General features: G+C 29.5%; 24 protein-coding genes. 15 read left to right on the top strand and 9 right to left on the bottom strand.

Annotated features, from left to right (window positions below; genetic code table 11):
• The 7 genes from secY to ABXT48_RS03940 are packed head-to-tail and all read left to right on the top strand — an operon-like array spanning nt 1 to nt 5,234.
• The gene (gene secY / locus ABXT48_RS03970) at nt 1-1,281 is read left to right on the top strand and encodes a preprotein translocase subunit SecY (RefSeq protein ID WP_415285734.1); all 1,281 of its coding nucleotides are present in this window, start codon (nt 1-3) and stop codon (nt 1,279-1,281) included.
• A gap of 4 nt (nt 1,282-1,285) precedes the next feature.
• Nucleotides 1,286-1,927, top strand: a complete 642-nt coding sequence (locus ABXT48_RS03965) for an adenylate kinase (RefSeq protein WP_415285732.1) — start codon at nt 1,286-1,288, stop codon at nt 1,925-1,927.
• 55 nt (nt 1,928-1,982) lie between these two features.
• On the top strand, nt 1,983-2,366 hold the full coding sequence (rpsM, locus tag ABXT48_RS03960; protein WP_415277693.1) for a 30S ribosomal protein S13: 384 nt from the start codon (nt 1,983-1,985) through the stop codon (nt 2,364-2,366).
• 7 nt (nt 2,367-2,373) lie between these two features.
• The gene (gene rpsK / locus ABXT48_RS03955; RefSeq protein WP_415285731.1) at nt 2,374-2,826 is read left to right on the top strand and encodes a 30S ribosomal protein S11; all 453 of its coding nucleotides are present in this window, start codon (nt 2,374-2,376) and stop codon (nt 2,824-2,826) included.
• 3 nt (nt 2,827-2,829) lie between these two features.
• Nucleotides 2,830-3,858: a DNA-directed RNA polymerase subunit alpha gene (locus ABXT48_RS03950; protein WP_415285730.1), complete on the top strand. Its 1,029-nt coding sequence runs from the start codon at nt 2,830-2,832 to the stop codon at nt 3,856-3,858.
• Nucleotides 3,858-4,295: a 50S ribosomal protein L17 gene (gene rplQ, locus ABXT48_RS03945; RefSeq protein ID WP_415285729.1), complete on the top strand. Its 438-nt coding sequence runs from the start codon at nt 3,858-3,860 to the stop codon at nt 4,293-4,295. Before ABXT48_RS03950 ends, rplQ begins: the two co-directional genes overlap by 1 nt.
• A 24-nt stretch (nt 4,296-4,319) precedes the next feature.
• On the top strand, nt 4,320-5,234 hold the full coding sequence (locus tag ABXT48_RS03940; protein WP_415302551.1) for an RluA family pseudouridine synthase: 915 nt from the start codon (nt 4,320-4,322) through the stop codon (nt 5,232-5,234).
• Here ABXT48_RS03940 and lipB read toward each other — a convergent pair.
• Nucleotides 5,215-5,835, bottom strand: a complete 621-nt coding sequence (gene lipB / locus ABXT48_RS03935) for a lipoyl(octanoyl) transferase LipB (protein WP_415285727.1) — start codon at nt 5,833-5,835, stop codon at nt 5,215-5,217. The two genes, ABXT48_RS03940 and lipB, sit on opposite strands and share 20 nt — an antisense overlap.
• A 61-nt stretch (nt 5,836-5,896) precedes the next feature.
• On the opposite strand from lipB, the gene mgtE reads away from it, so the two are divergent.
• Entirely contained in the window at nt 5,897-7,270 is a 1,374-nt protein-coding gene (gene mgtE / locus ABXT48_RS03930) for a magnesium transporter (protein ID WP_415285726.1), read from the top strand.
• Here mgtE and panC read toward each other — a convergent pair.
• On the bottom strand, nt 7,267-8,109 hold the full coding sequence (gene panC, locus ABXT48_RS03925; RefSeq protein WP_415285725.1) for a pantoate--beta-alanine ligase: 843 nt from the start codon (nt 8,107-8,109) through the stop codon (nt 7,267-7,269). The two genes, mgtE and panC, sit on opposite strands and share 4 nt — an antisense overlap.
• A gap of 4 nt (nt 8,110-8,113) precedes the next feature.
• Here panC and ABXT48_RS03920 point away from each other — a divergent pair, with 4 nt between their 5' ends.
• Nucleotides 8,114-8,929, top strand: coding sequence for a sugar phosphate nucleotidyltransferase (locus ABXT48_RS03920; RefSeq protein ID WP_415285724.1), 816 nt, complete (start codon nt 8,114-8,116; stop codon nt 8,927-8,929).
• On the top strand, nt 8,926-10,224 hold the full coding sequence (locus ABXT48_RS03915; protein WP_415302549.1) for a UDP-glucose dehydrogenase family protein: 1,299 nt from the start codon (nt 8,926-8,928) through the stop codon (nt 10,222-10,224). Before ABXT48_RS03920 ends, ABXT48_RS03915 begins: the two co-directional genes overlap by 4 nt.
• On the opposite strand, the gene ABXT48_RS03910 is transcribed toward ABXT48_RS03915, so the two are convergent.
• The 7 genes from ABXT48_RS03910 to ruvX are packed head-to-tail and all read right to left on the bottom strand — an operon-like array spanning nt 10,221 to nt 16,944.
• Entirely contained in the window at nt 10,221-10,682 is a 462-nt protein-coding gene (locus tag ABXT48_RS03910) for a RidA family protein (protein WP_415285722.1), read from the bottom strand. The genes ABXT48_RS03915 and ABXT48_RS03910 overlap by 4 nt on opposite strands.
• A complete protein-coding gene (locus ABXT48_RS03905) occupies nt 10,679-11,017 on the bottom strand; it encodes a hypothetical protein (RefSeq protein WP_415285721.1) in 339 nt (112 codons plus the stop codon). The genes ABXT48_RS03910 and ABXT48_RS03905 overlap by 4 nt, the downstream gene beginning before the upstream one ends.
• Nucleotides 11,014-13,602 carry a type I DNA topoisomerase gene (gene topA / locus ABXT48_RS03900; RefSeq protein WP_415302547.1) on the bottom strand — a complete coding sequence of 863 codons (2,589 nt, stop codon included), beginning with the start codon at nt 13,600-13,602 and terminating at the stop codon, nt 11,014-11,016. The genes ABXT48_RS03905 and topA overlap by 4 nt, the downstream gene beginning before the upstream one ends.
• A gap of 37 nt (nt 13,603-13,639) precedes the next feature.
• The gene (gene plsY, locus ABXT48_RS03895) at nt 13,640-14,215 is read right to left on the bottom strand and encodes a glycerol-3-phosphate 1-O-acyltransferase PlsY (protein ID WP_415302545.1); all 576 of its coding nucleotides are present in this window, start codon (nt 14,213-14,215) and stop codon (nt 13,640-13,642) included.
• A 2-nt stretch (nt 14,216-14,217) separates the two neighbouring features.
• Nucleotides 14,218-15,504: a dihydroorotase gene (gene pyrC / locus ABXT48_RS03890; RefSeq protein WP_415285718.1), complete on the bottom strand. Its 1,287-nt coding sequence runs from the start codon at nt 15,502-15,504 to the stop codon at nt 14,218-14,220.
• Complete coding sequence (locus tag ABXT48_RS03885; RefSeq protein WP_415302544.1) at nt 15,505-16,446, bottom strand: aspartate carbamoyltransferase catalytic subunit; 942 nt, start codon at nt 16,444-16,446, stop codon at nt 15,505-15,507.
• A 42-nt stretch (nt 16,447-16,488) separates the two neighbouring features.
• On the bottom strand, nt 16,489-16,944 hold the full coding sequence (gene ruvX, locus ABXT48_RS03880) for a Holliday junction resolvase RuvX (RefSeq protein ID WP_415285716.1): 456 nt from the start codon (nt 16,942-16,944) through the stop codon (nt 16,489-16,491).
• Nucleotides 16,945-16,995: 51 nt separating this feature from the next.
• On the opposite strand from ruvX, the gene gatC reads away from it, so the two are divergent.
• The 5 genes from gatC to ABXT48_RS03855 are packed head-to-tail and all read left to right on the top strand — an operon-like array spanning nt 16,996 to nt 21,776.
• Nucleotides 16,996-17,283: an Asp-tRNA(Asn)/Glu-tRNA(Gln) amidotransferase subunit GatC gene (gene gatC, locus ABXT48_RS03875; RefSeq protein WP_415285715.1), complete on the top strand. Its 288-nt coding sequence runs from the start codon at nt 16,996-16,998 to the stop codon at nt 17,281-17,283.
• Entirely contained in the window at nt 17,283-18,740 is a 1,458-nt protein-coding gene (gatA, locus tag ABXT48_RS03870) for an Asp-tRNA(Asn)/Glu-tRNA(Gln) amidotransferase subunit GatA (RefSeq protein ID WP_415285714.1), read from the top strand. The genes gatC and gatA overlap by 1 nt, the downstream gene beginning before the upstream one ends.
• On the top strand, nt 18,741-20,216 hold the full coding sequence (gatB, locus tag ABXT48_RS03865; RefSeq protein WP_415302542.1) for an Asp-tRNA(Asn)/Glu-tRNA(Gln) amidotransferase subunit GatB: 1,476 nt from the start codon (nt 18,741-18,743) through the stop codon (nt 20,214-20,216).
• 4 nt (nt 20,217-20,220) lie between these two features.
• The gene (locus tag ABXT48_RS03860; protein ID WP_415285711.1) at nt 20,221-20,871 is read left to right on the top strand and encodes an O-methyltransferase; all 651 of its coding nucleotides are present in this window, start codon (nt 20,221-20,223) and stop codon (nt 20,869-20,871) included.
• A complete protein-coding gene (locus tag ABXT48_RS03855) occupies nt 20,871-21,776 on the top strand; it encodes a rhodanese-related sulfurtransferase (protein WP_415285710.1) in 906 nt (301 codons plus the stop codon). Before ABXT48_RS03860 ends, ABXT48_RS03855 begins: the two co-directional genes overlap by 1 nt.
• The last annotated feature ends 6 nt before the right edge of the window (nt 21,777-21,782 follow it).

Below are 21,782 nucleotides of genomic sequence, written 5' to 3'. Positions count from 1 at the left end.
ATGAGTGCATCTTCTCAAACTAATGATCTTAAAAATCGAATAATCTTTACAATTTTTATCCTAGCAGTTTATAGATTTGGTACTTTTGTGCCAATTCCAGGTATTGATCCTGAACAATTACAGACAATGATGAGTGGTAATCAAAAAGGATTACTTGGAATGTTTAACGTTTTTTCTGGTGGTGCTGTAAGTAGAATGGCTATATTTGCACTTGGGATCATGCCATATATTTCGTCCTCAATTATAGTTCAGTTGTTAACTGGTGTTTCTGATTATTTTAAAAATTTAAAGGCACAAGGTGAAACTGGAAGAGCAAAAATCACTCAGATCACAAGATATGGAACAGTTGTTCTTGCTACTGTTCAAGGTTATGGATTATCTATAGGTTTACAATCTTCTCCTGACTTAGTTATTAATCCAGGTTTATTTTTTACTGTAACAGCAGTCTCAACAATTGTTGCTGGTACAATGTTTTTAATGTGGCTTGGTGAGCAAATAACACAAAGAGGTATTGGTAATGGTATTTCATTAATTATTTTTGCTGGTATTGTTGCTGAAATTCCACGTGCTTTAGTTACTACATTTGAACTTGGTAGAACTGGTGCAGTATCTACAATTATGATTATTGGAATTTTTGTATTATTAATTGCAACAATAATGTTCATTGTTTTTATGGAAAGAGCATTAAGAAAAATTTTAATAAATTACCCCAAAAGACAAATGGGAAATAAAATGTATGGTGGTGAGTCTTCTCACTTACCTTTAAAAATTAACCAAGCTGGTGTTATTCCAGCAATTTTTGCATCAGCTTTATTATTATTACCTGTAACTTTTTCTAATTTTAGTTTTTCAGATAATGATGCATTCTTAAACATAAGTTCATACTTTACACAGGGGCAACCTCTTTACATGTTGCTTTATGCTTCTGGAATAATATTTTTTACTTTTTTCTATACATCGATAACATTTAATCCAACTGAGACTGCTGATAATTTAAGAAAATATGGTGGCTTTATTCCAGGGATTAGACCAGGTGAAAACACTGCTTTGTATATTGATAAAATTGTAACAAAACTTACAACAATAGGTGCGCTGTATTTAACAATAGTTTGTTTAATGCCAGAATTTTTAATTGCCAATTATCCAATACCTTTTTATCTAGGTGGAACTTCTATTTTGATTGTTGTTGTAGTCGCAATTGATACTGTTACACAAATCCAAACTAGATTAATGAGCTCTCAATACGAGCAATTAATTAAAAAAACAAAATTCGGAAAATAACCAAGTGAATATAATTCTTTTTGGTCCTCCAGGAGCAGGTAAGGGGACTCAAGCTCAATCTATAGTCAAAAAACATAATTACTTTCAACTATCAACAGGAAACCTATTAAGAGACGAAGTTAAATCTAAAACAGATCTTGGTACTGAAATTGAAAAGTTGATATCTAATGGTAAATTTGTTTCAGATGAAACTGTTAATACCTTGTTGAGACAATCCTTAACTAATTTAAAATATAGAGATAGAATTATTTTTGACGGATATCCAAGAAATGTTGAGCAAGCTAATAACTTGGAAGTTATATTAAATGAGTTTAAACAAAAAATAGGGCACATTATATTCTTAAATGTCTCAAGAGACATTATTGAAAAGCGTATTATGGGCAGAATGACCTGTGAAAAATGTAATATGACGTTAAATGAGTATTTCAATAAAGAAGAAATAGAGCTTCATCCATGTGGTGTTGAACATTTAAAGAAAAGAAAAGATGACAATCTTGACATTGTTATTTCTAGATATGACACCTATATGTCCTCTACAAAACCAGTATTAGATTTCTATTCAAAAGATTTAAATTTCACTGAAATCGACGGTGCAGGTGAAATTGATCAAATAACCAATAAAATTAATGAAATTCTTAAGGTTTAAGACGTTGACTTTGGAACATCTTCTTATATAAAAGGCTAAATTTATTCTCAGAAATATGGCTCGTATAGCAGGTGTAAACATTCCACAAAATAAACTCGTCTTCATAGGGCTAACGTACATCTATGGTATAGGTGATAAATTTTCTAACCAAATTTGCACTTCTTTAGAAATTCCTAAAGCAAAAAGAATCAACGAACTTACAGATGAAGATATTTTAAAAATTAGAGAATATATTGATGCAAACTTTAAAGTAGAAGGCGATCTTAGAAGAGATTATTCTTTAACTATTAAAAGATTAATCGATCTTGCATGCTATAGAGGATCTAGACACAGAAAAAAACTTCCTGTTAGAGGACAAAGAACAAGATGTAATGCAAGAACAAGAAAAGGTAAAGCAATCGCAATTGCTGGTAAAAAATTAACTCCACTTAAAAAATAATTAATTTATGGCTAAAGTAGATAAAGTTGAGAATAAAGAAGCTGTTGTAGAAAAAAAAGTTGATAAAAAATCTAAGAAAAGCTCTTATTCAAAAAAAAAAAAAATAAAAAAAAATATTCTTAATGGTATTGCTTACGTACAGTCTACTTTTAACAATACAATAATTTCAATTGCAGATACTAATGGGAATGTAATTTCTTGGGCATCTGCTGGACAAAAAGGTTTTAAGGGTTCAAGAAAATCAACACCGTATGCCGCACAAATTGCTGCAGATTCTGCAGCCTCTAAGGCCCTAGAGTTTGGAATGAAAACATTAACTGTGCAAGTTAAAGGACCTGGTTCAGGAAGAGAAACTGCCTTGAGAGCTTTACAAGCGAAAGGATTTAAGATTCTTTCAATAAAAGATACTACACCAATGCCACATAACGGCGTAAGACCACCAAAAAAAAGGAGAGTTTAATAAATGGAAAGTTTAAATGTAAATGCTAAAAATTGGAAAGCATTAATTAAACCAGCTCAATTAGATGTTAAAATTAGTGATGACAAATCACATGCAAAAATTATCGCCGAACCTTTAGAAAAAGGTTATGGTTTAACTTTAGGTAATTCTTTAAGAAGAATTTTACTTTCATCAATAAGAGGTGCTGCTGTAACTTCAATTCAAATTGATGGTGTTTTACATGAATTTACATCTATCAAAGGTATTAGAGAAGATGTTACTGATATAGTTTTAAATGTTAAATCATTGGCTTTAAAAAGCTCTTCAGACGGTACTAAAAAACTTATTTTAGATGCTAAAGGTCCTGGAGAAATTAAAGCTTCTGACATAGTACCAGTAGCTGATATTGAAATTTTAAATCCTGATTTAGTTATTTGTAATTTGGATGAAAACACTCACTTTCATATGGAAATGAATGTTGGAACAGGTAAGGGATACGTACCAGCAGTGATGAATAAGCCAGAAGAGCCACCTTTAGGGTTAATTGCTATAGATTCTTTATATAGTCCAGTTAAGAAGGTTTCATACTCTATAAGTACCGCAAGAGAAGGGAAAGCCCTGGATTACGACAAATTAACTATGGAAGTTGAAACTAATGGATCTATTTCTGCTGAAGATGCCGTTGCTTATTCTGCTAGAATTTTCCAAGATCAGCTAAATATGTTTGTTAATTTTGACGAACCAGTTGAAGTACCGATAAAAGAAGTTTCATCTGAGCCTGAATTCAACAAGAATTTATTAAGAAAAGTTGATGAGCTTGAATTATCTGTGCGTTCTATGAATTGTCTTAAAAATGATAATATTATTTACATTGGAGATTTAGTTCAAAAGTCAGAAGGTGAAATGCTTAGAACTCCCAACTTTGGAAGAAAATCACTTAATGAAATAAAAGAAGTTTTAACTGGTATGTCTTTATATTTAGGTATGGAAATACCAAACTGGCCACCAGAAAATATAGCTGAAATGTCTAAAAAGTTAGAGGAGCAAATCTAATGAGACACGGAATGGCTAATAAGAAGTTAAATAGAACTTCTGAACATAGAAAAGCTTTATTAAAGAATATGCTTAATTCTTTAATAAAATATGAGCAGATAACTACAACACTTCCAAAAGCTAAATTCTTAAAACCTCAAGCAGATAAGATTATTACACTGGGTAAAAAAGAAACGTTACTAACAACAAAGATGCTGATGACTAAATTGCAAGACATTACTTCAGCTCGTAAAGTTACAAAAACCCTTTCTAAAAGATACGAAAAAAGAAATGGTGGGTACACTAGAATTATTAAAGCTGGATTTAGATATGGAGATAATGCACCTATGGCTGTAATTGAATTTGTAGATAGGGATGTTGAAGCAAAAAGAGTGGATAGAAAGAAAAAAGATCCAGCAAAAGATAAAACAGAAGAGAAAAAATTAGCTACTGCTTAATTTTTTATATAAAATCATATCATCATGAAAAAGTCTTTTAACGTTGATTCAACGTTTAACGATATGCGTATTGATAGATGGATACGAAACAATCTAGGTAATTACCCACAAGGCCTAATTGAAAAAAGTTTAAAGAGTGGAAAGGTTAAAATTAATAGTAAAAAAATAAAAAGTTCTCATAAAGTAAAGACTGGTGACATTATAGATTTATTTAATTTTGATTTTAAAGAAACAATTGTTCAAAAAACAATCAAATTTATGCCTTCGGAAGAAGTTATTAAAGAGAATGAAGAATTAATAATTGATAACAATGATGATTTCATTGTTCTTAATAAAAGCTCTGGTATATCAGTTCAAGGTGGAACTAAATCAAAAAAAAATCTTGTAGATATATTTGCTCGTAGTGAAATTTTTCAAGACACAAAACCATTTTCTGTACATAGACTTGATAAAGATACATCTGGAGTTTTTATTATGGCAAAACATAGAGAGTCCGCCCAGTTATTAACCTCTTTATTTAGACTTAGAAAAGTTCATAAAACTTACTTGGCGATATGTCATGGAGAATTGCAGAAAGACTTTGGCGAGTGGAATGATGATTTAACTAGATATGACAATGATAGGGAGGTGGTTGAAAAAGCTAGAACTCTTTATAAAGTATTAGATAAAAATTCTATATGTAGTCTTGTTGAAATGAAGCCAATTACAGGAAGAAAGCATCAATTAAGAAAACAGCTTTACGCAGTAGGGTGTCCAATCTACGGGGATCAAAAATATAAATTTAGTAATACCGATAAAGCAATAAATAAAAATTTAATGCTTCATTCATACCAAATTAAATTTATGATTAATGATAAAAAATATACCTATACAGCATTGTTACCAGATTATTTTAAAAAGCTTTTGAAAACAAAAAGACTTAGATTTCCAAATTCTTAGAAAACGTATCAATAATAATCTTATCTAAATCCTTATAGTCTTGGTCTTTAATTTCTTTAAGATTGATTACGCCTTTATCTGAAATACCACATGGAATAATATTTTTATATTTTGAAAGATCATTATTAATATTTATTGCAAATCCATGATAAGCTATCCATTTACTTACCCTTACTCCTATTGCTGCAACTTTGTTAATTTCACCTTTATGGTCAGTCCAAATACCAATATTTTTTGGATCACCAAATGTTTTAATGTTAAATTTTGATAAGCTATCAATAATTGTCTCTTCAATTAAAGTTATAAATTTCCTAATATCCTTTTTTCTTTTTCTTAAATCTATAACAAAATAACAAATCATTTGACCTGGACCATGATAGGTAATTTTTCCTCCACGATTTGTTTTTATTAGATTTATATCTTTATTAATAATTTCTTTTTCTTTATAATTAGTACCGGCTGAATAAACCTCTTCATGTTCTAATATCCATATTAAATCCTTTTTTTGACCACTGTTTATCTCTAACAATCTTTCCTCAAGGAATTTTATTGCATCCTCGTATTTTATTGGTTTTATTGACTTTTTAATCTCAATATTCATTTATAAATTGTATTATTCTTATTATGCACTATTAGTGCAAAATTGATTTATAGGTAAATTTATGTCTTTAATAAAAAAAATAAAAGATAAAAAAGTTAATTTTGAGTTTAATAAAGAGTACATAAAAGTTGTTACTTCCAAGATAACTAATAATGATGCTCAATTTATTACGAATTCTTTTAATGAAATGCACCCAGCCGATGCAGCTGATATAATTGAACATCTTGGTCAAAATGATAGAGAAAGTTTAATAAAACTTAATAATTTCAATATAGATCCAGAAGTTTTTATTGAATTAAACGAGTCAGTACAGTCTGAAATCATAGCTTATTTATCACCTGATACAATTGTTAAACTTTTAAAAAACCTTGAATCTGATGATGCCATAACAATTTTAGAAAATGTTGACGAAAAAGATAAGAATACAATATTAAGTTCTTTACCTCCAAAAGATAGATTTGCTTTACTAGAAAGCTTAAGTTACCCGGAAGACACAGCAGCTAGAATAATGCAACGTGAGTTTACGGCCGTTCCTAGTAATTGGTCTGTTGGCCAAACGATTGATTATTTAAGAGAAAATAAAGATTTACCTGAAGAATTTTTAGAAATTTTCATTATAGATGAGGGTTTTAAGCCAATTGGAACTGTTCCATCATCAAAAGTTTTAACTACTTCGAGAGAAACTAAAATGCTTTCTATTATGTCAGAATCTCAGCTACTTATTCCTGTAGATATGGACAAAGAGGAGGTTGGTAACGTATTTGAAAACTATAACTTAAATTCAGCAGCTGTTGTCGATAAATCAAACAAGTTAGTTGGTATGATCATGTATGATGATGTCTTAACAGTTTTAAAAGAAGAAGCTGAGGAAGATGCTTTAAGATTAGCTGGGGTAGGTGATGAAGAAATTACTGATGGTGTTTTTAAGAAAACTAGAAGAAGGTTTAACTGGCTTTTATTAAATCTATTTACTGCATTTCTTGCAACATGGGTAATTAGTCTATTTGGTGCAACAATCGAACAAATGATTGTACTTGCATTTCTAATGCCAATCGTTGCTTCTATGGGGGGTAATGCTGGAATGCAAACATTAGCTGTTACAGTAAGAACTTTAGCAACAAATGATTTAACAAAAAATAACTTTTCACAAAATATTTTAAAGGAATTTAATATTGGTATTTTAAATGGCATTATATTTGCAATAATAAGTGCGTTAGTAGTTCAAGTTTGGTTTCAAGATTCTTTACTTTCTCTAATTATTTCTATGTCAATGATAGTTACGATGATTGTTGCTGGGTTATTTGGAATTTTAGTACCTATTACTTTAAAAAAAATGGACATTGATCCCGCTATTGCATCAAGTGTATTTGTAACAACTATTACTGATGTTATTGGTTTTGTTTCATTTCTTGGTGTTAGTGCTTATTTTCTTTAAAAATTATCAATTAATCGGACATTATTGATATAGTAAGCTACAAAAAGTTTAAAAGGTTTCTTCAAAATACTAGTACTTAGATTTTGTGTGTTTCTACATTCCAAATATTCAATTTTAATATCAAAATTTTTAGATAGTTCTTTCTTTAAATCAAATATTAATTTTTTGTAATTTTTTCTATTTCTGTTAATTTTATTTTTTAATTTTAGCAATTTTTTCGTAATTACTCCTGATTCAATAAAACTTTTCTTATTTAATAAAGAGTTTCTTGAAGATAAAGCTAACTTGTTTTTATCCCTAATTGTTCTACATACGTAAACTTTAGTATCATACTTATTTTCAATGTAGTTTTTCACTAAGAAAAATTGTTGAAAATCTTTCTGTCCCATAAATATTTTTTGCGGGAAAATTAACTCAACAAAACGACTCAAAACATCAAGTACACCTTCAAAATGTCCTTTTCTAAATTTTGCACACAATATATTTTGTGATTTATTTAGCTTAATCTCATCATTTTTCTTCCAATAAATTTGATTAACGGTTGGTAAGTATACGTAATCAACTTTAAGTTTTTTAAGGTAATTCAAATCCTTCTTTAAATTTTTTGGATATGTTTTGTAATCTTTTTTATTATTAAATTGAGTTGGGTTAATAAAAATACTTACTAATGTTTTTTTACAGTTTTTCTTTGATTTTTCGATTAATGCTTTGTGACCATTATGTAAACTTCCCATTGTTGGTACAAAACCTAATTTTTTATCAAACTCAATTGCCTTAATTAAATCAGTTTTTAATTTTATTAATTTCATTTGTAATAAGAATATTAATAAGTAAAACATTTATATGATTAAACAAGCTATAATTCCTTTGGCTGGTCTCGGAACTAGACTACTACCACTAACTAGTGTTTTTGCAAAAGAGCTTTTACCTATTAATGGAAAACCTGGCCTTGAATATATTCTCGACGAATGTATTGAAGCGGGCATTAAGGAGGTTGTATTTATCATTTCTAAAAAAAAGATGATGATAAAGAATTATTTCTATAATGATAAATTTTATAAAGATATAATCAAAAAAAAAGCCGATCCAAAAATTATCAAAGAATATAAAAAAATTCTTAAATACAAAAAAATGATTAAATTTGTTTTTCAGGATAAACCATTAGGAACTGGTGATGCCGTCTATAAAACTAAAAAATTTATCACAGATAAATATTTTTTAATGTTATTACCTGATGATTTGATAATTAAAGAAAACTGCTCAAAGTCTATGATAGCCGTTCATCAAAAATTTAAAGCACCAGTTATGGCAAGCATGAAGGTTAATAAAAGTGATGTATCTAGATGGGGTATCTACAGCATAAAAAAAAAAATTGATAAAAATAATTTTATTATAAATAATGTTATTGAAAAGCCTTCTATAAAAACTTCACCTTCTAATAATGCTGTAATTGGAAGATATATATTACCTAAAACAATTTTTTCTAAATTAAAATCATTAAAACCAGGCAAAAGCGGAGAATTTCATATCACGGATGCTATTCAAGCTTTAATAGAGGATGATTATCAATTCATTGGTCACAATTTTTCTGGTAAATACTTAGATTGCGGAACAATGCAAGGATATATTAAATCAACGTTGGAGATTTCCAAAAAATGAAACTTTGCATGATAGGAACTGGGTATGTTGGTTTAGTAAGTGGTGTTTGTTTTTCTGATTTAGGAAATGATGTCATTTGTGTTGATAAAGATTTAAGTAAAATTGAAAACTTAAAAAATGGTATTATCCCCATATATGAACCTGGATTGGATCAATTGGTTATTAAAAATTATAAAAATAAACGTCTAAAGTTCTCTACAAATTTAAAAGTTTCAATTTTAAAATCTGACATTATTTTTATTTGCGTTGGCACACCCACTAAAAAAAATGGAAACGATGCTGACTTAAGTCAGGTATACAACGTTGTAAAAGAAATTAGTAAATCAATTAAAAAATTTAAAATTATTATAACTAAATCTACCGTTCCAGTAACAACAGGTGATGAAATAGAAAAAATTATTTCAAAAAAAGTATCAAAAAAACTTTTTTCAGTAGTTTCAAATCCTGAATTTCTAAGAGAAGGTGATGCTATAAGAGATTTTATCTATCCTGACAGAATTGTCATAGGTACTAATAATAAAAAATCTAATAAGATTTTAAAAAATCTTTATTTGCCACAGATATCAAAAGGTGCAAAGTACGTTAATACCTCTAGAAGAGCTGCAGAATTAATAAAATATGCTTCTAATGCTTTTTTAGCCACTAAAATAACATTTATTAATGAATTAGCTAATTTATGCGAAAAAATTGATGTTAATATTGAAGATGTCTCTATAGGCATGGGTCTTGATAATAGAATTGGTGGCCGTTTTTTAAGAGCAGGTCCTGCCTATGGCGGGTCTTGTTTTCCAAAAGATACTAAGGCCATTACAGTTACTGCAAATAAATTTAAAACAAATTTAACGGTTATTAAAAGTGTTATTAAATCAAATGATAATAGATCATCGTTAATGTTAAAAAGAGTTTTTGATATTTTAAAAAATAAAATAAAAAATAAAAATATTTGTTTCTTAGGGGTAACATTTAAGGCAAATACTGATGACATGAGAGATTCTTCATGTTTATCTATGATCCCTACATTGATCAAAAAAGGTGCAAAAATCAATTATTTTGATCCTACCGGAGAAAAGCCAGATTTTAAAAAATTTAAGAATGTTATTTTTTCAAATAATATTAAAGATGCAATTAAAAAATCAGATTTAATAATTATTCACACAGAGTGGAATGATTTTAAAACTATTAATTTCAAAAAAGATGTGAAAAATAAAAAGTTCTCAATTTTTGATATGAGAAATATTTACTCAGTTAACAAGATGAAAGATCACAAAATTAAATACTTTAGTATTGGAAATTAATTTAATTCAAAAATAGCATCAACTTCGACTGATACACCAAGTGGTAAACTGTTTGTACTAACTGCAGCTCTTGTATGCATTCCACAGTCTCCAAAAACTGAAACTATTAAATCTGAAGCACCATTTATTACTTTAGGCTGTTCTATAAAGTCTTCTGTTGAATTAACAAATCCTGTCAGTTTCACACAAGATTTAACTTTTGAAAGATCGTTATCACAAGCTTTTTTAACTTGGGATATTATATTTAAGCCACAACGTTTAGCTGCCTCATATCCATCTTCAGTTTTTAAATCTTTGCCAACTTTACCTTTGATTAATTCTCCATCTACTGCGATAGAAATTTGTCCTGAGATGAATAACATTTTACCAATTTGTTTAGCCGCCACATAGGAACCAACAGGATCTCTAGCTTCAGGAAGTTCTAAATTTAATTCTTTTATTTTTTCTTCAAAATTCATTTTTTTTTGCTTTTTGAATATTTTGGGTATTGTTTAGTTGAACCATCAAATAGATTGCTAGCCTTCTTTTTAATTTCTTCTGCTTTTATACTAACTTTTTCTTTTAATCCTTCTGAATTTTCATTTGTGTTTTCATTGTTTTTTTTAATTTTCCCAACAGTTCCTTTTTTTATAGCACTTCCAGTATTAACTATTCCAGCTTTAAGGTTTCCTGACTTGCATGCTATAAAAGCTTTGGATAGTTTTTTTAACCCTGAACAATCTTTTTTTTCAAGTGCAGATGCAGAACTTAACATTAATGTTGTTGCTATCACAAAATAAGTTATTTTATTCATTTTTTCCTTTTTTTTCTTTTCTTATTTTTATCGTATTCTTTTCTTTTCTCAATCAATATTAAGGCTTCCTCCATATTAAGTTCTAAAGGATCCTTTTCTTCAGGAATTGTTGCATTTAGAGATTTATATTTGATATAAGGTCCATATTGACCTTTCATTACCCTAACAGGTCTTTTATCTTCAGGGTGTTCCCCTAAATCTTTTATTATTGATGCAGACATTCTGCCTGGTTTAGCCTCTGCTATTAGAGTGATTGCTCTGTTTAGACCAATTGAGAAGATTTCTTCAACATTCTCAATTCTTGCTGACTTATTTTCACATTTTAAATATGGACCAAATCTTCCTGAATTTAAAATTATATCTTTTTGATTTTCAGGGTTAATACCTAAACTTTTTGGTAATGAGCATAAAAATTTAGCCCTATCAATATCTACACTATCCAATGTAATTCCTTTAGGTATAGAAACATTTCTTAAATTATTATCTTCTTTTTCTATCTTATTTTTTTTTGTTTTCTTTTTCTTTTTTGTTTTAATAACAGCTTCTTCTTTCACTTCATCAATTTTTTCATATTGCAAATAGGGGCCAAATCTTCCATTTTTAAGATACATATCATTACCATTTTCATGTTTTCCTATAAACTTTGGTTTAGCTAGTTGAGATTGTGCAGCTGCTTTAGCTTTAGACAGGGGTCTGGTAAATTTACAATCTGGATAATTTGAACAACCAATAAAAGCACCACCTCTAAAACTATTTTTTAAACTTAATGATCCACTTTCACATAACTTACATTGTCTATTAATATTTCCATCTGTATCTCTTTCAAAAATTAAACTTCCTAGACTATCGTTTAATAGATCTAAAACTTCTCTAGTTCTTTTCTCTTTAACTTCAGATACATTTTGATTAAAGTCTTTCCAAAATAACTCTAGAACTTTTATCCATCCTTCCTTACCGGTAGTAATATCATCAAGTTGATTTTCTAAACTTGCAGTGAAGTTATAGTCAACATATTTAGAAAAAAGTTTTTCAAGAAAAGCAGAAATTAGTTTACCACGATCTGTTGGGTGAAATCTTTTATTAATTGCTTCTGCATACCCTCTAGTAGATATAACAGATATTATACTTGCATATGTTGAGGGTCTTCCAATACCCAGTTCTTCTAATTTTTTAACTAAACTTGCTTCAGAGTATCTTGGTGGTGGCTGTGTAAAATGTTGTTCATCTAATAGAGCCTCTATATTAACTGGACCTTTGTTCATTTTAGGAAGGATATCTTCATCATCATCTTTTTTCGTATCTTTCATAACCTTTAAAAAGCCATCAAACTTAATTACAGATCCGCTAGCTTTACAGATTGTTCCATTATCGTCTGAGGTTATCGTTATAGTATTTCTATCAAATTGAGCAGGTTTCATTTGAGAGGATAGGGCTCTACTCCAAATTAAATCATATAATTTATGCTGATCTGGACTTAGAAATTTTTTAACTGTTCCTGGTGCTCGCATAATATCTGTAGGTCTAATTGCTTCATGTGCTTCTTGAGCATTTTTAGCTTTTTTCCCAGAGTAACTTGCTGCATTATCTGGAACATATTCATCGCCAAACTCATTTTTTATATATTTCCTAAAGGTGTCTATAGCGTCCGTAGATAAGTTGGTGCCATCTGTTCGCATGTACGTGATAAGACCAATAGTTTCACCGTCTATTTCTATACCTTGATAAAGTTTTTGAGCTATTTGCATTGTACGTGACGCTCCAAATCCCAGTCTACTAGAAGAAACTTGCTGTAATGTAGAGGTAGTAAAAGGGCCCGAAGGGTTTCTGTTAACAACTTTGCTTGAGATGTCATTTATATTGAACTTCTTAGACTTAACTTCATCCATTGCTTTATCAATTTCAGCTTTATTTTTAAAAGAAAATTTTTCAATTTTTTTATCATTCAATTGAGTGATACTTGCTAATATAGAATTTTTATCATTGTCGTTGAATTGAACACTTAAAGTCCAAAATTCTTCAGGATCAAAAAGCTCAATTTCATGTTCTCGTTCTGTAATTAATTTTAAGGCAACTGACTGAACACGACCTGCAGATTTAGAACCAGGTAACTTTGTCCATAAAATTGGTGATATGTTAAAGCCAACTAAATAGTCTAAGGCTCTTCTAGCCATATAGGCATCAACAAGTAGTGGCTCTATTTGTCGTGGGTTTTCAATTCCATGAATAACAGCTTTTTTTGTAATTTCATTAAAAACAACTCTTTCTACATGTTTGTCTTTAATTAATTTTTTCTCATTTAAATATTCTTTAACATGCCAAGCAATCGCCTCTCCCTCACGGTCAGGGTCAGTTGCTAATATAATTTTTGATGAAATTTTAGCTGCATCTGTAATTTCTTTAAGATATTTTTTAGAGAAACTATCTACTTCCCATTCCATTTTAAAATTATTTTCTGGATCAACAGAGCCATTTTTTGAGGGAAGGTCTCTAATATGACCATAACTTGCTAATACAATATAATCATCACCTAGATATTTATTTATAGTTTTTGCTTTAGCTGGGCTTTCAACGACTACAAGATTCATTACTAAACAAATTACTTATAAGACTTAGATAGTCAAATCAATAAATTTTAGTCTTGGTTTCTTCTTTATTTTTCAATCGTTTGACGTTTTCTCTGTGCGTGTAGAATATAAGCACAAACATTATTATGAAAAAAATTGAATTATAATTTTCAAAAATCATTAAATACATTGGAACCATTAAACTACCAACTAGTGATGAAAGTGATGAGTATTTTGAAATAAGAAATGTAACAGCCCAACTAATAATAAATACTAAACCCAAAATTATGTTTATTGAAAATAATATTCCAACATATGTTGCAACACCTTTGCCCCCTTTAAACTTAAGCCATACTGGAAAAACGTGACCTAAAAACGCGCTTAATGATGCAATAAAGATATAATCGGGATAATTAAATTTTACATATAAAACAGGCAATACAGCTTTTGTTATATCCAGTAATAAAGTTGCGTAACCTAATGTTTTATTACCTGTTCTAAGAGCATTTGTAGCTCCAATGTTTCCTGAGCCAATATCTCTGATATCTTTTTTTAAAAATATTTTTGTAAGTATAAAACCAAAAGGTATTGATCCTAATAAATATGAGCTTAATGCAACAATTAAATATTCCATTATTATAACTTAAATAATTCTTCACCTTTTACAAATGTATTAGTGACTTTACCTTGGAGTTTTTTGTCTTCAATGGAGGTATTTTTTGATTTGGATATAAGCTTATCTTTTTTGACAACCCATGGCTTATCAATGTCTACAATACAAAAATCTGCTTCATTACCCACTGAAAGATTACCCTTATCAATTTTTAAAATTTTTGCAGGGTTTGATGTTAAGGCTTTAATTATTGTTTCTAATTTAACAGAACCATTGTGATATAACTCTAGACTTAGTGATAAAAGTGTTTCTATTCCAGAAGCTCCTGTTGATGCTTGTGCAAACGTTAATCTTTTTTGTTCTTCATCTTCTGGTTTATGATCAGATACAATAACATCTATCGTTTCATCTTTTAATCCTTGCACTAAAGCAATTCTATCTTCTTCAGTTCTTAATGGTGGTGATAATTTCAAGAAAGTTCTGAAATCACCTATGTCATTTTCATTTAATGAAAGGTTATTTATGGAGACACCTGTCGTAAACTTAACTTTATTTTTTCTTTCTTCAATAATTTCAACTGATTTTGCGGCTGAGATTTGTGATATATGATATCTACATTTAATATTCTCAAGCAACGTTAAATCTCTTTCAATAATTATTCTTTCAGCAACAGCAGGTATTCCAGATAACCCAAGTTTGGTTGCAATAATTCCAGAATTAATCATTCCATTTTTAGACAAATCATAATCTTCAGCATGCTGCATGATTAAAGTTCCCAAATCTTTAGTTGAGTTCATTATTCGAGACATCAGTCTAGTATTTTGAATTGTTTTAACCCCATCAGTAAATCCAATTATTCCTCTACTTTGAAGTAGACCAAATTCAGTCATGGTAGTTCCTTCAATATTTTTGGTAAGGGCGGCACTTGGAAAAACATTAATTTTAGATTTGTCTCTTCCACGTCTTTTTAAAAAATCTACTATTGAAACGTTATCAATAATTGGATCTGTATTAGGCATAGTAACAACTGAAGTAACACCTCCTGCAAGTGCTGCATTACTTAAAGTTCTAAAATTTTCTTTATATTCATAACCAGGTTCACCTGCAAAGACACGCATATCAACTAGACCTGGGAATATATATTTGCCATTTAAGTCTATTGTCTTTTCTCTTGATGGAATGTTGTTAGAGTTTACTTTTTTACCAATAGCTTCAATTAAACCATCTTCACCAATAATTAATCCACCATTCTCATTAATAGAGTTATGAGGGTCAATTATATTTGCATTTATAAAGTATTGTTTTTTCATTTATTCACAAAATATTTTTAAACAAGCCATTCTAACTGCAACACCTAGTTCGACCTGTTCCTTAATCACGCTTCTGTTAATGTCATCTGCCAATTTTGTATCAATTTCGATCCCTCTATTCATTGGACCTGGATGCATAATCAAAGCATCATCTTTTGCATGAGCAAGCTTATCTGGAGTTAGTCCATAATACTCATAATATTCTCTATTAGAAGACAGGAAAGAACTTGTCATCCTTTCATTTTGTAACCTTAGCATCATTACAATATCACAATCTTTCAAACCTTTTTTCATATCTGTAAATGTATTAACGCCAAACTTTTCTATTTCTTTTGGCATTAAGTTTGATGGTGCAATAATATTAACTTCTGCACCCAACATATTTAGAAGATAAATATTTGATCTTGCAACACGTGAATGAGTTATGTCACCACAAATCGCAACTTTTAAACCTTCAATTTTCTTTTTACGATTTATAATTGTTAAAGCATCTAATAAAGCTTGAGTAGGGTGTTCACGGCTTCCATCACCAGCATTAAGCACTGCACAATTTACTTTTTGAGATAAAAGATTACATGCACCTGAATCCTGGTGTCTAATTACAATTATATCTGGATGCATTGCATTTAAAGTCATTGCTGTATCAATAAGTGTTTCACCTTTTTTAACCGCTGAGTTTGCCATGTTCATAGACATCACATCTGCACCCAGTCTTTTTCCAGCTAGTTCAAAAGAACTCTGAGTTCTTGTTGATGGTTCAAAAAATAGATTAATTTGTGTTTTTCCACTTAGGATATTTAATCTTTTATTTTTACTTTGGTTAAGTTTAATAAATGTTTTAGCTTCATCTAGAATTAAATTAACATCGTTAATGGATAGATCTTGAATACCTAGGAGGTGTTTTTGAGAAATCTTAATAGCTTTATTAGTTTTGATTGCCATTAAAATTAACTCTATAACTATTAAGCATGGCTATGGCAAGTATTAATTGTTTAAAAAGTCTATTGCACCTTGTAAAATAAATGCCGCTGCGTTTTGATCAATAGTTTTTACTCTTTTTGATACATTAACATCTAATAGACTAGAGAGGTTAAACGCCCCAACTGTTGAAAGTCTTTCATCCCAAAGCATTACAGGAAGATCAATAGATTTAGATATGTTTGATGCAACATCATTGACGGATTGGGAAGATCTTCCTAAAGAGCCATCCATATTTACTGGATTACCAATAATGATTCCACCAATATTATTTTCTTCAATAATTGCCTTAAGTTGATCAATAAGCTCATTAGTATTAGTTTTATTTATAGTTTTAAACGGTGTCGCAATTGATTGTCTTTCGTCACAAATAGAGACACCAATTCTTTTTGATCCAAGGTCTAAACCAATAAATCGTACTTTATTTGAGTGTTTTATTTTAAAATCTTCAATTGTGATCATATTGTATATTTTATACTTAAGTGATAGTTTGCCGACATATTTAATTACCACATGACAATTGATCTTAAAACAATAAAGCACATATCTAAATTATCAAGAATTTCAGTTGATGATGAAAAAGCTAAAAAATTAGCTGGAGATATGAACTCAATATTTGATTTTATTGAAAAATTAAAAGAACTCAATACTGATAACATTGAACCTTTAACTTCTGTTGCAGAAATAACACTAAAACTAAGAGTAGATGAAGTTAAAAGTGGAAATATTAGAGAGCAAGTTTTAAAAAATTCTCCAGATGAAAATGAAGATTTTTTTGTTGTACCAAGGGTAGTTGAATAATGTCTGATATCACATCACTTACTTTAACTGAATTAGTTAAAAATATTAAAGATAAAAAAATTTCTTCTGAGGAAACTACTAAAGCTTTTATTGATAGAGGAGAAAAGTCTAGAGATTTAAATGCATATATAACTGAAGATTTTTCTAACACACTTTTGAAAGCTAAAAGTTTTGATCAAAAACCCAACTTTGATTTAAAGCTTCCAGGCGTTCCAATGGCAATTAAAGATTTGTTTTGCACCAAAGATGTAAAAACTACAGCAGGTAGTAAAATTTTAAATAATTTTATTCCACCGTATGAGTCTACTGTTACTCAAAATATTTGGAATGAAGGTGCAATATTACTTGGCAAATTAAATTGTGATGAATTTGCAATGGGCTCATCTAATGAAACCAGTTTTTTTGGAAATGTACAAAGTCCAATAGATAAAGGTTTAGTACCTGGAGGCTCTTCAGGAGGCTCTGCATCGGCTCTAGCAGCTAATTTAACCCCCATTACAATTGGAACTGATACAGGTGGTTCCATTAGACAACCTGCTTCATTTACAGGTACCGTTGGATTAAAGCCCACTTATGGAAGTTGCTCAAGATATGGAATTGTTGCTTTTGCATCTTCATTAGATCAAGCAGGGCCAATGTCTAAAGATGTAAAAGATTGTGCATTGCTTCAAGAAGTAATCAGTACTTATGATGAAAAAGATTCAACATCAATTGATTTTAAAAGAAATGAATACAGCAAAGAATTAACAAACAATATCAAAGGTAAGAAAATTGGTATTCCAAAAGAATATAGAGTTGATGGAATGCCAAAAGAGATAGAAGATTTATGGACTAAGGGAATTGAGTATGCAAAAGATTGTGGTGCTGAAATTGTTGATATTTCATTGCCTCATACAAATTATGCTTTACCTGCTTATTATATAGTAGCCCCAGCTGAAGCTTCTTCAAACTTAGCTAGATATGATGGTGTTAAGTATGGTTTTAGATCTAAAGGTGAAAACCTTATTGATATGTATGAAAAAACAAGATCTGAAGGTTTTGGCAGTGAAGTTCAAAGAAGAATAATGATTGGAACATATGTTTTGTCCTCTGGTTATTATGACGCTTATTATCTAAAGGCACAAAAAGTTAGAAAATTAATCAAAAATGATTTTGATGAAGCTTACAAAAAAGTTGATGCAATTTTAACTCCATCTACACCAAGTGCAGCATTTAAAATTGGTGAAAAAACTAACGACCCAGTTTCAATGTATTTAAATGATATATTCACAGTTCCAGTTAACTTAGCTGGATTACCTGCAATTTCTATTCCAGCAGGTGTAGACGCTAAAGGTTACCCTTTAGGGCTACAAATTATTGGAAAAGCTTTTGATGAACAAAATATTTTAAATATTGCTTATGCTATGGAAGAGAAAATTCAGTTTAAAAATAAAATTACTGATTGGTGGATTAAATAGATGACCAAAGATAATTCAGAATACTTAATTGAAAGACGAGAAAATGTTTACGAAGTGGTAATTGGCCTTGAAGTTCATGCGCAAGTTACATCAAATTCAAAACTATTTTCGTCTTCATCAACTACCTTTGGTGCTGAACCTAATACGCAAGTAAGTCTAGTTGATGCCGCATTTCCAGGAATGCTTCCAGTTATTAATGAGTACTGTGTAAAACAAGCAATTAAAACGGGTATAGGCTTAAGAGCTCAAATTAATAAAAGATCCGTTTTTGATAGAAAAAATTATTTTTATGCAGATCTTCCACAGGGTTATCAAATTTCACAATTTAAATATCCAATAGTAGGAGAGGGAATTGTTATTCTTGATATGGCACATGGTCAAAAGGAAGTTGGTATAGAAAGATTACACTTAGAGCAAGATGCTGGAAAAAGTATTCATGATATGGACCCACAAAATACTTTGGTTGATTTAAATAGATCAGGTGTAGCTTTAATGGAAATTGTTAGTAAACCAGACATGAGAACTCCAGATGAAGTTAGTGCTTATGTTAAAAAATTAAGATCTATTATGAGATACCTTGGTACGTGTGATGGAAATATGCAGGAAGGCTCTTTAAGAGCTGATGTTAATATTTCGGTTAGAATTAAAGGCTCTGATAAACTTGGAACACGTTGTGAGATTAAAAATGTTAACTCAATTAAATTTATGCAAATGGCTATTGATTATGAAGCTAACAGACAAGTTGATTTAATTGAAGAAGGTAAAACAATTGACCAAGAAACAAGATTATTTGATACTAAAAAAAATGAAACAAGATCTATGAGGTCTAAAGAAGATGCTCATGATTATAGATATTTTCCAGATCCAGATTTATTACCACTAGAAGTAACTGATGAATTTATTGAAAAACTTAAAGCAGATATCCCGGAATTACCAGACGATAAGAAAAAAAGATTTATTGATGAATTTAAAGTCTCCGCCTACGAAGCAACAATTTTAGTATCAGATATTGATACTGCAAAATACTTTGAAGAAGTAGTTGCAAAGATGGGCAAAAACCGAGATATGAAATTAGCCGTTAACTGGATTACAGGTGAATTGTTTGCTGTTTTAAATAATAAAAACTTAGAAATTACACAAAGTCCAATAAGTGCAAAAAATTTGGCAAAGTTAATTAATTTAATTAAGAATGGAACAATTTCTGGAAAAATAGCTAAAACAATATTTGAATTAATGATGGATGGAGACATAGATCCACAAATAATTGTTGAAGAAAAAGGTTTAAAACAAGAAAGTGACCCTAAAGCATTAGAAGCTTTAATTGATAAGATTATCAATAATAATAGAGAAAAAGCTATTGAATATAAGAATGGTAAGGAAAAGTTGTTTGGTTTCTTTGTAGGACAAGCAATGAAAGCTTCAAGTGGTAAAGCTAATCCTCAATTAATAAATGAGATATTGAAGAAGAAACTTTAATATCATGGGTAAGAACCTTGAAATTACTGAAAAACTTGAAAAATATATAAATAATTTTAGTTTAAAGTTAAATCCCATTCAGCAAAAAATAATCGATTATAACAATACACTTGGAGACGTTAAGAGAATGCAAGTAGCAACATCTCAATGTCATTTTCTTCATTTGATTATAAAAACTTCTAACATTAAAAATGTACTCGAGATTGGTACTTTTACTGGGTTAAGCGCACTTTCTATAGCATTAGCATTACCAGACGATGGCAAACTTACAGCACTAGATAAAGACAAAGAGACCAACAAGATTGCAGTAAGTTTTTTTAAAAAAGCTAATCTGGATAATAAAATTCAAACAATTGTTAAGCCTGCATTAGATAGTTTAGATGAATTAAAGAATAGTAAATTTGATATGGTTTTTATTGATGCCGATAAAATGAACTATAAAGAATATTACGAAAGATCACTGAAGTTATTAGATAAAGGTGGATTGATTATTGTAGACAATGTTTTGTGGCACGGTGAAGTTGCTGATGAAGATAATTTAGATAAATATACAATAAATATTAGAGATTTTAATACTTATGTTGCAAACGATAAAAGAGTTGAGCAAATCATTGTACCCTTAGGTGATGGAATGACTGTTTGTAGAGTGTTATAATGTTCGATATATTTGGTTTTTACAAATTTAAAAAACTTACCTCTTTAAAAAAAAATAAGATTTTACTACAGGATTTTTTAATAAAGAAAAATATCCGAGGAACAATAATTATAGCTAGTGAAGGAGTAAATGCAACAATCTCAGGAAAAGCTAGCGATCTAAAGTCAACTATCACAGAGATTAAAAAGATATTAGATTTTAAAAAGTTTGATAGTGAAAATATTTCAAAAAGTAAATTTCAACCGTTTCACAAACCAAAAGTTAAGATTAAAAAAGAAGTAGTTCCTATGGGTCTTTCTTTATCATCAAAAAATAAAAAAGATAATCATGTTGACCCAAAAAAATGGAATAAGTTAATTAATGATAAAGAAACATTAGTTTTAGATTCAAGAAAATCATTTGAGTATAATGTGGGTACATTTAAAAGATCTGTTAATCCTGATGTTGATAATTTTAGAGAATTTCCAAAATACTTAAATAAACTAAAAAAAACAAAGCCAATTGCAATGTTTTGTACTGGTGGAATAAGATGTGAGAAAGCTTCAGTATTTTTAGAAAAAAAAGGCTTTAAAAATGTTTATCAATTAAAAGGTGGAATTTTAAATTACTTAAGAAATGTTAAGAAAAAAGAAAGTCTATGGAATGGCGAATGTTTTGTTTTTGATAACAGAATCAGTGTTAAACATGGATTGATAGCTGGCACATATTCAATTTGCAGTGGATGTAGAAAACCTTTTTCACCGAAAGATAAAAAGTCTAAAAAATATGAGGAGGGTGTTTCATGCTTAAACTGTCATGATAATTTAACTCAAACTCAAAAAGAGAGATTTCGAATGAGACAAAAGCAAATAAACCTTGCTAAAAAGACCGGTTCAAAGCATATATTTCAAAAAGAATTTAAATAGGAAAAA

This window comes from Candidatus Pelagibacter sp. Uisw_101 (genome assembly GCF_047727615.1).
In the GTDB taxonomy this organism is placed as follows: Bacteria; Pseudomonadota; Alphaproteobacteria; order Pelagibacterales; family Pelagibacteraceae; genus Pelagibacter.
The sequence above is the reverse complement of the archived record's forward strand: the minus strand, read 5'-3'. Positions and strand labels throughout refer to the sequence as shown.

Bases quoted from the DNA above. Each gene is read 5' to 3' on its own strand.
- gatC (WP_415285715.1), top strand. From the start codon at position 16,996: ATGACAATTGATCTTAAAACAATAAAGCACATATCTAAATTATCAAGA.
- panC (WP_415285725.1), bottom strand. From the start codon at position 8,109: ATGTTTTACTTATTAATATTCTTATTACAAATGAAATTAATAAAATTA.
- ABXT48_RS03855 (WP_415285710.1), top strand. From the start codon at position 20,871: ATGTTCGATATATTTGGTTTTTACAAATTTAAAAAACTTACCTCTTTA.
- ABXT48_RS03860 (WP_415285711.1), top strand. From the start codon at position 20,221: ATGGGTAAGAACCTTGAAATTACTGAAAAACTTGAAAAATATATAAAT.
- ABXT48_RS03920 (WP_415285724.1), top strand. From the start codon at position 8,114: ATGATTAAACAAGCTATAATTCCTTTGGCTGGTCTCGGAACTAGACTA.
- rpsK (WP_415285731.1), top strand. From the start codon at position 2,374: ATGGCTAAAGTAGATAAAGTTGAGAATAAAGAAGCTGTTGTAGAAAAA.
- gatB (WP_415302542.1), top strand. From the start codon at position 18,741: ATGACCAAAGATAATTCAGAATACTTAATTGAAAGACGAGAAAATGTT.
- ABXT48_RS03940 (WP_415302551.1), top strand. From the start codon at position 4,320: ATGAAAAAGTCTTTTAACGTTGATTCAACGTTTAACGATATGCGTATT.
- ABXT48_RS03885 (WP_415302544.1), bottom strand. From the start codon at position 16,446: ATGGCAATCAAAACTAATAAAGCTATTAAGATTTCTCAAAAACACCTC.
- secY (WP_415285734.1), top strand. From the start codon at position 1: ATGAGTGCATCTTCTCAAACTAATGATCTTAAAAATCGAATAATCTTT.
- gatA (WP_415285714.1), top strand. From the start codon at position 17,283: ATGTCTGATATCACATCACTTACTTTAACTGAATTAGTTAAAAATATT.
- topA (WP_415302547.1), bottom strand. From the start codon at position 13,602: ATGAATCTTGTAGTCGTTGAAAGCCCAGCTAAAGCAAAAACTATAAAT.
- mgtE (WP_415285726.1), top strand. From the start codon at position 5,897: ATGTCTTTAATAAAAAAAATAAAAGATAAAAAAGTTAATTTTGAGTTT.
- ABXT48_RS03905 (WP_415285721.1), bottom strand. From the start codon at position 11,017: ATGAATAAAATAACTTATTTTGTGATAGCAACAACATTAATGTTAAGT.
- ABXT48_RS03950 (WP_415285730.1), top strand. From the start codon at position 2,830: ATGGAAAGTTTAAATGTAAATGCTAAAAATTGGAAAGCATTAATTAAA.
- rplQ (WP_415285729.1), top strand. From the start codon at position 3,858: ATGAGACACGGAATGGCTAATAAGAAGTTAAATAGAACTTCTGAACAT.
- plsY (WP_415302545.1), bottom strand. From the start codon at position 14,215: ATGGAATATTTAATTGTTGCATTAAGCTCATATTTATTAGGATCAATA.
- ABXT48_RS03915 (WP_415302549.1), top strand. From the start codon at position 8,926: ATGAAACTTTGCATGATAGGAACTGGGTATGTTGGTTTAGTAAGTGGT.
- rpsM (WP_415277693.1), top strand. From the start codon at position 1,983: ATGGCTCGTATAGCAGGTGTAAACATTCCACAAAATAAACTCGTCTTC.
- ABXT48_RS03910 (WP_415285722.1), bottom strand. From the start codon at position 10,682: ATGAATTTTGAAGAAAAAATAAAAGAATTAAATTTAGAACTTCCTGAA.
- ruvX (WP_415285716.1), bottom strand. From the start codon at position 16,944: ATGATCACAATTGAAGATTTTAAAATAAAACACTCAAATAAAGTACGA.
- lipB (WP_415285727.1), bottom strand. From the start codon at position 5,835: ATGAATATTGAGATTAAAAAGTCAATAAAACCAATAAAATACGAGGAT.
- pyrC (WP_415285718.1), bottom strand. From the start codon at position 15,504: ATGAAAAAACAATACTTTATAAATGCAAATATAATTGACCCTCATAAC.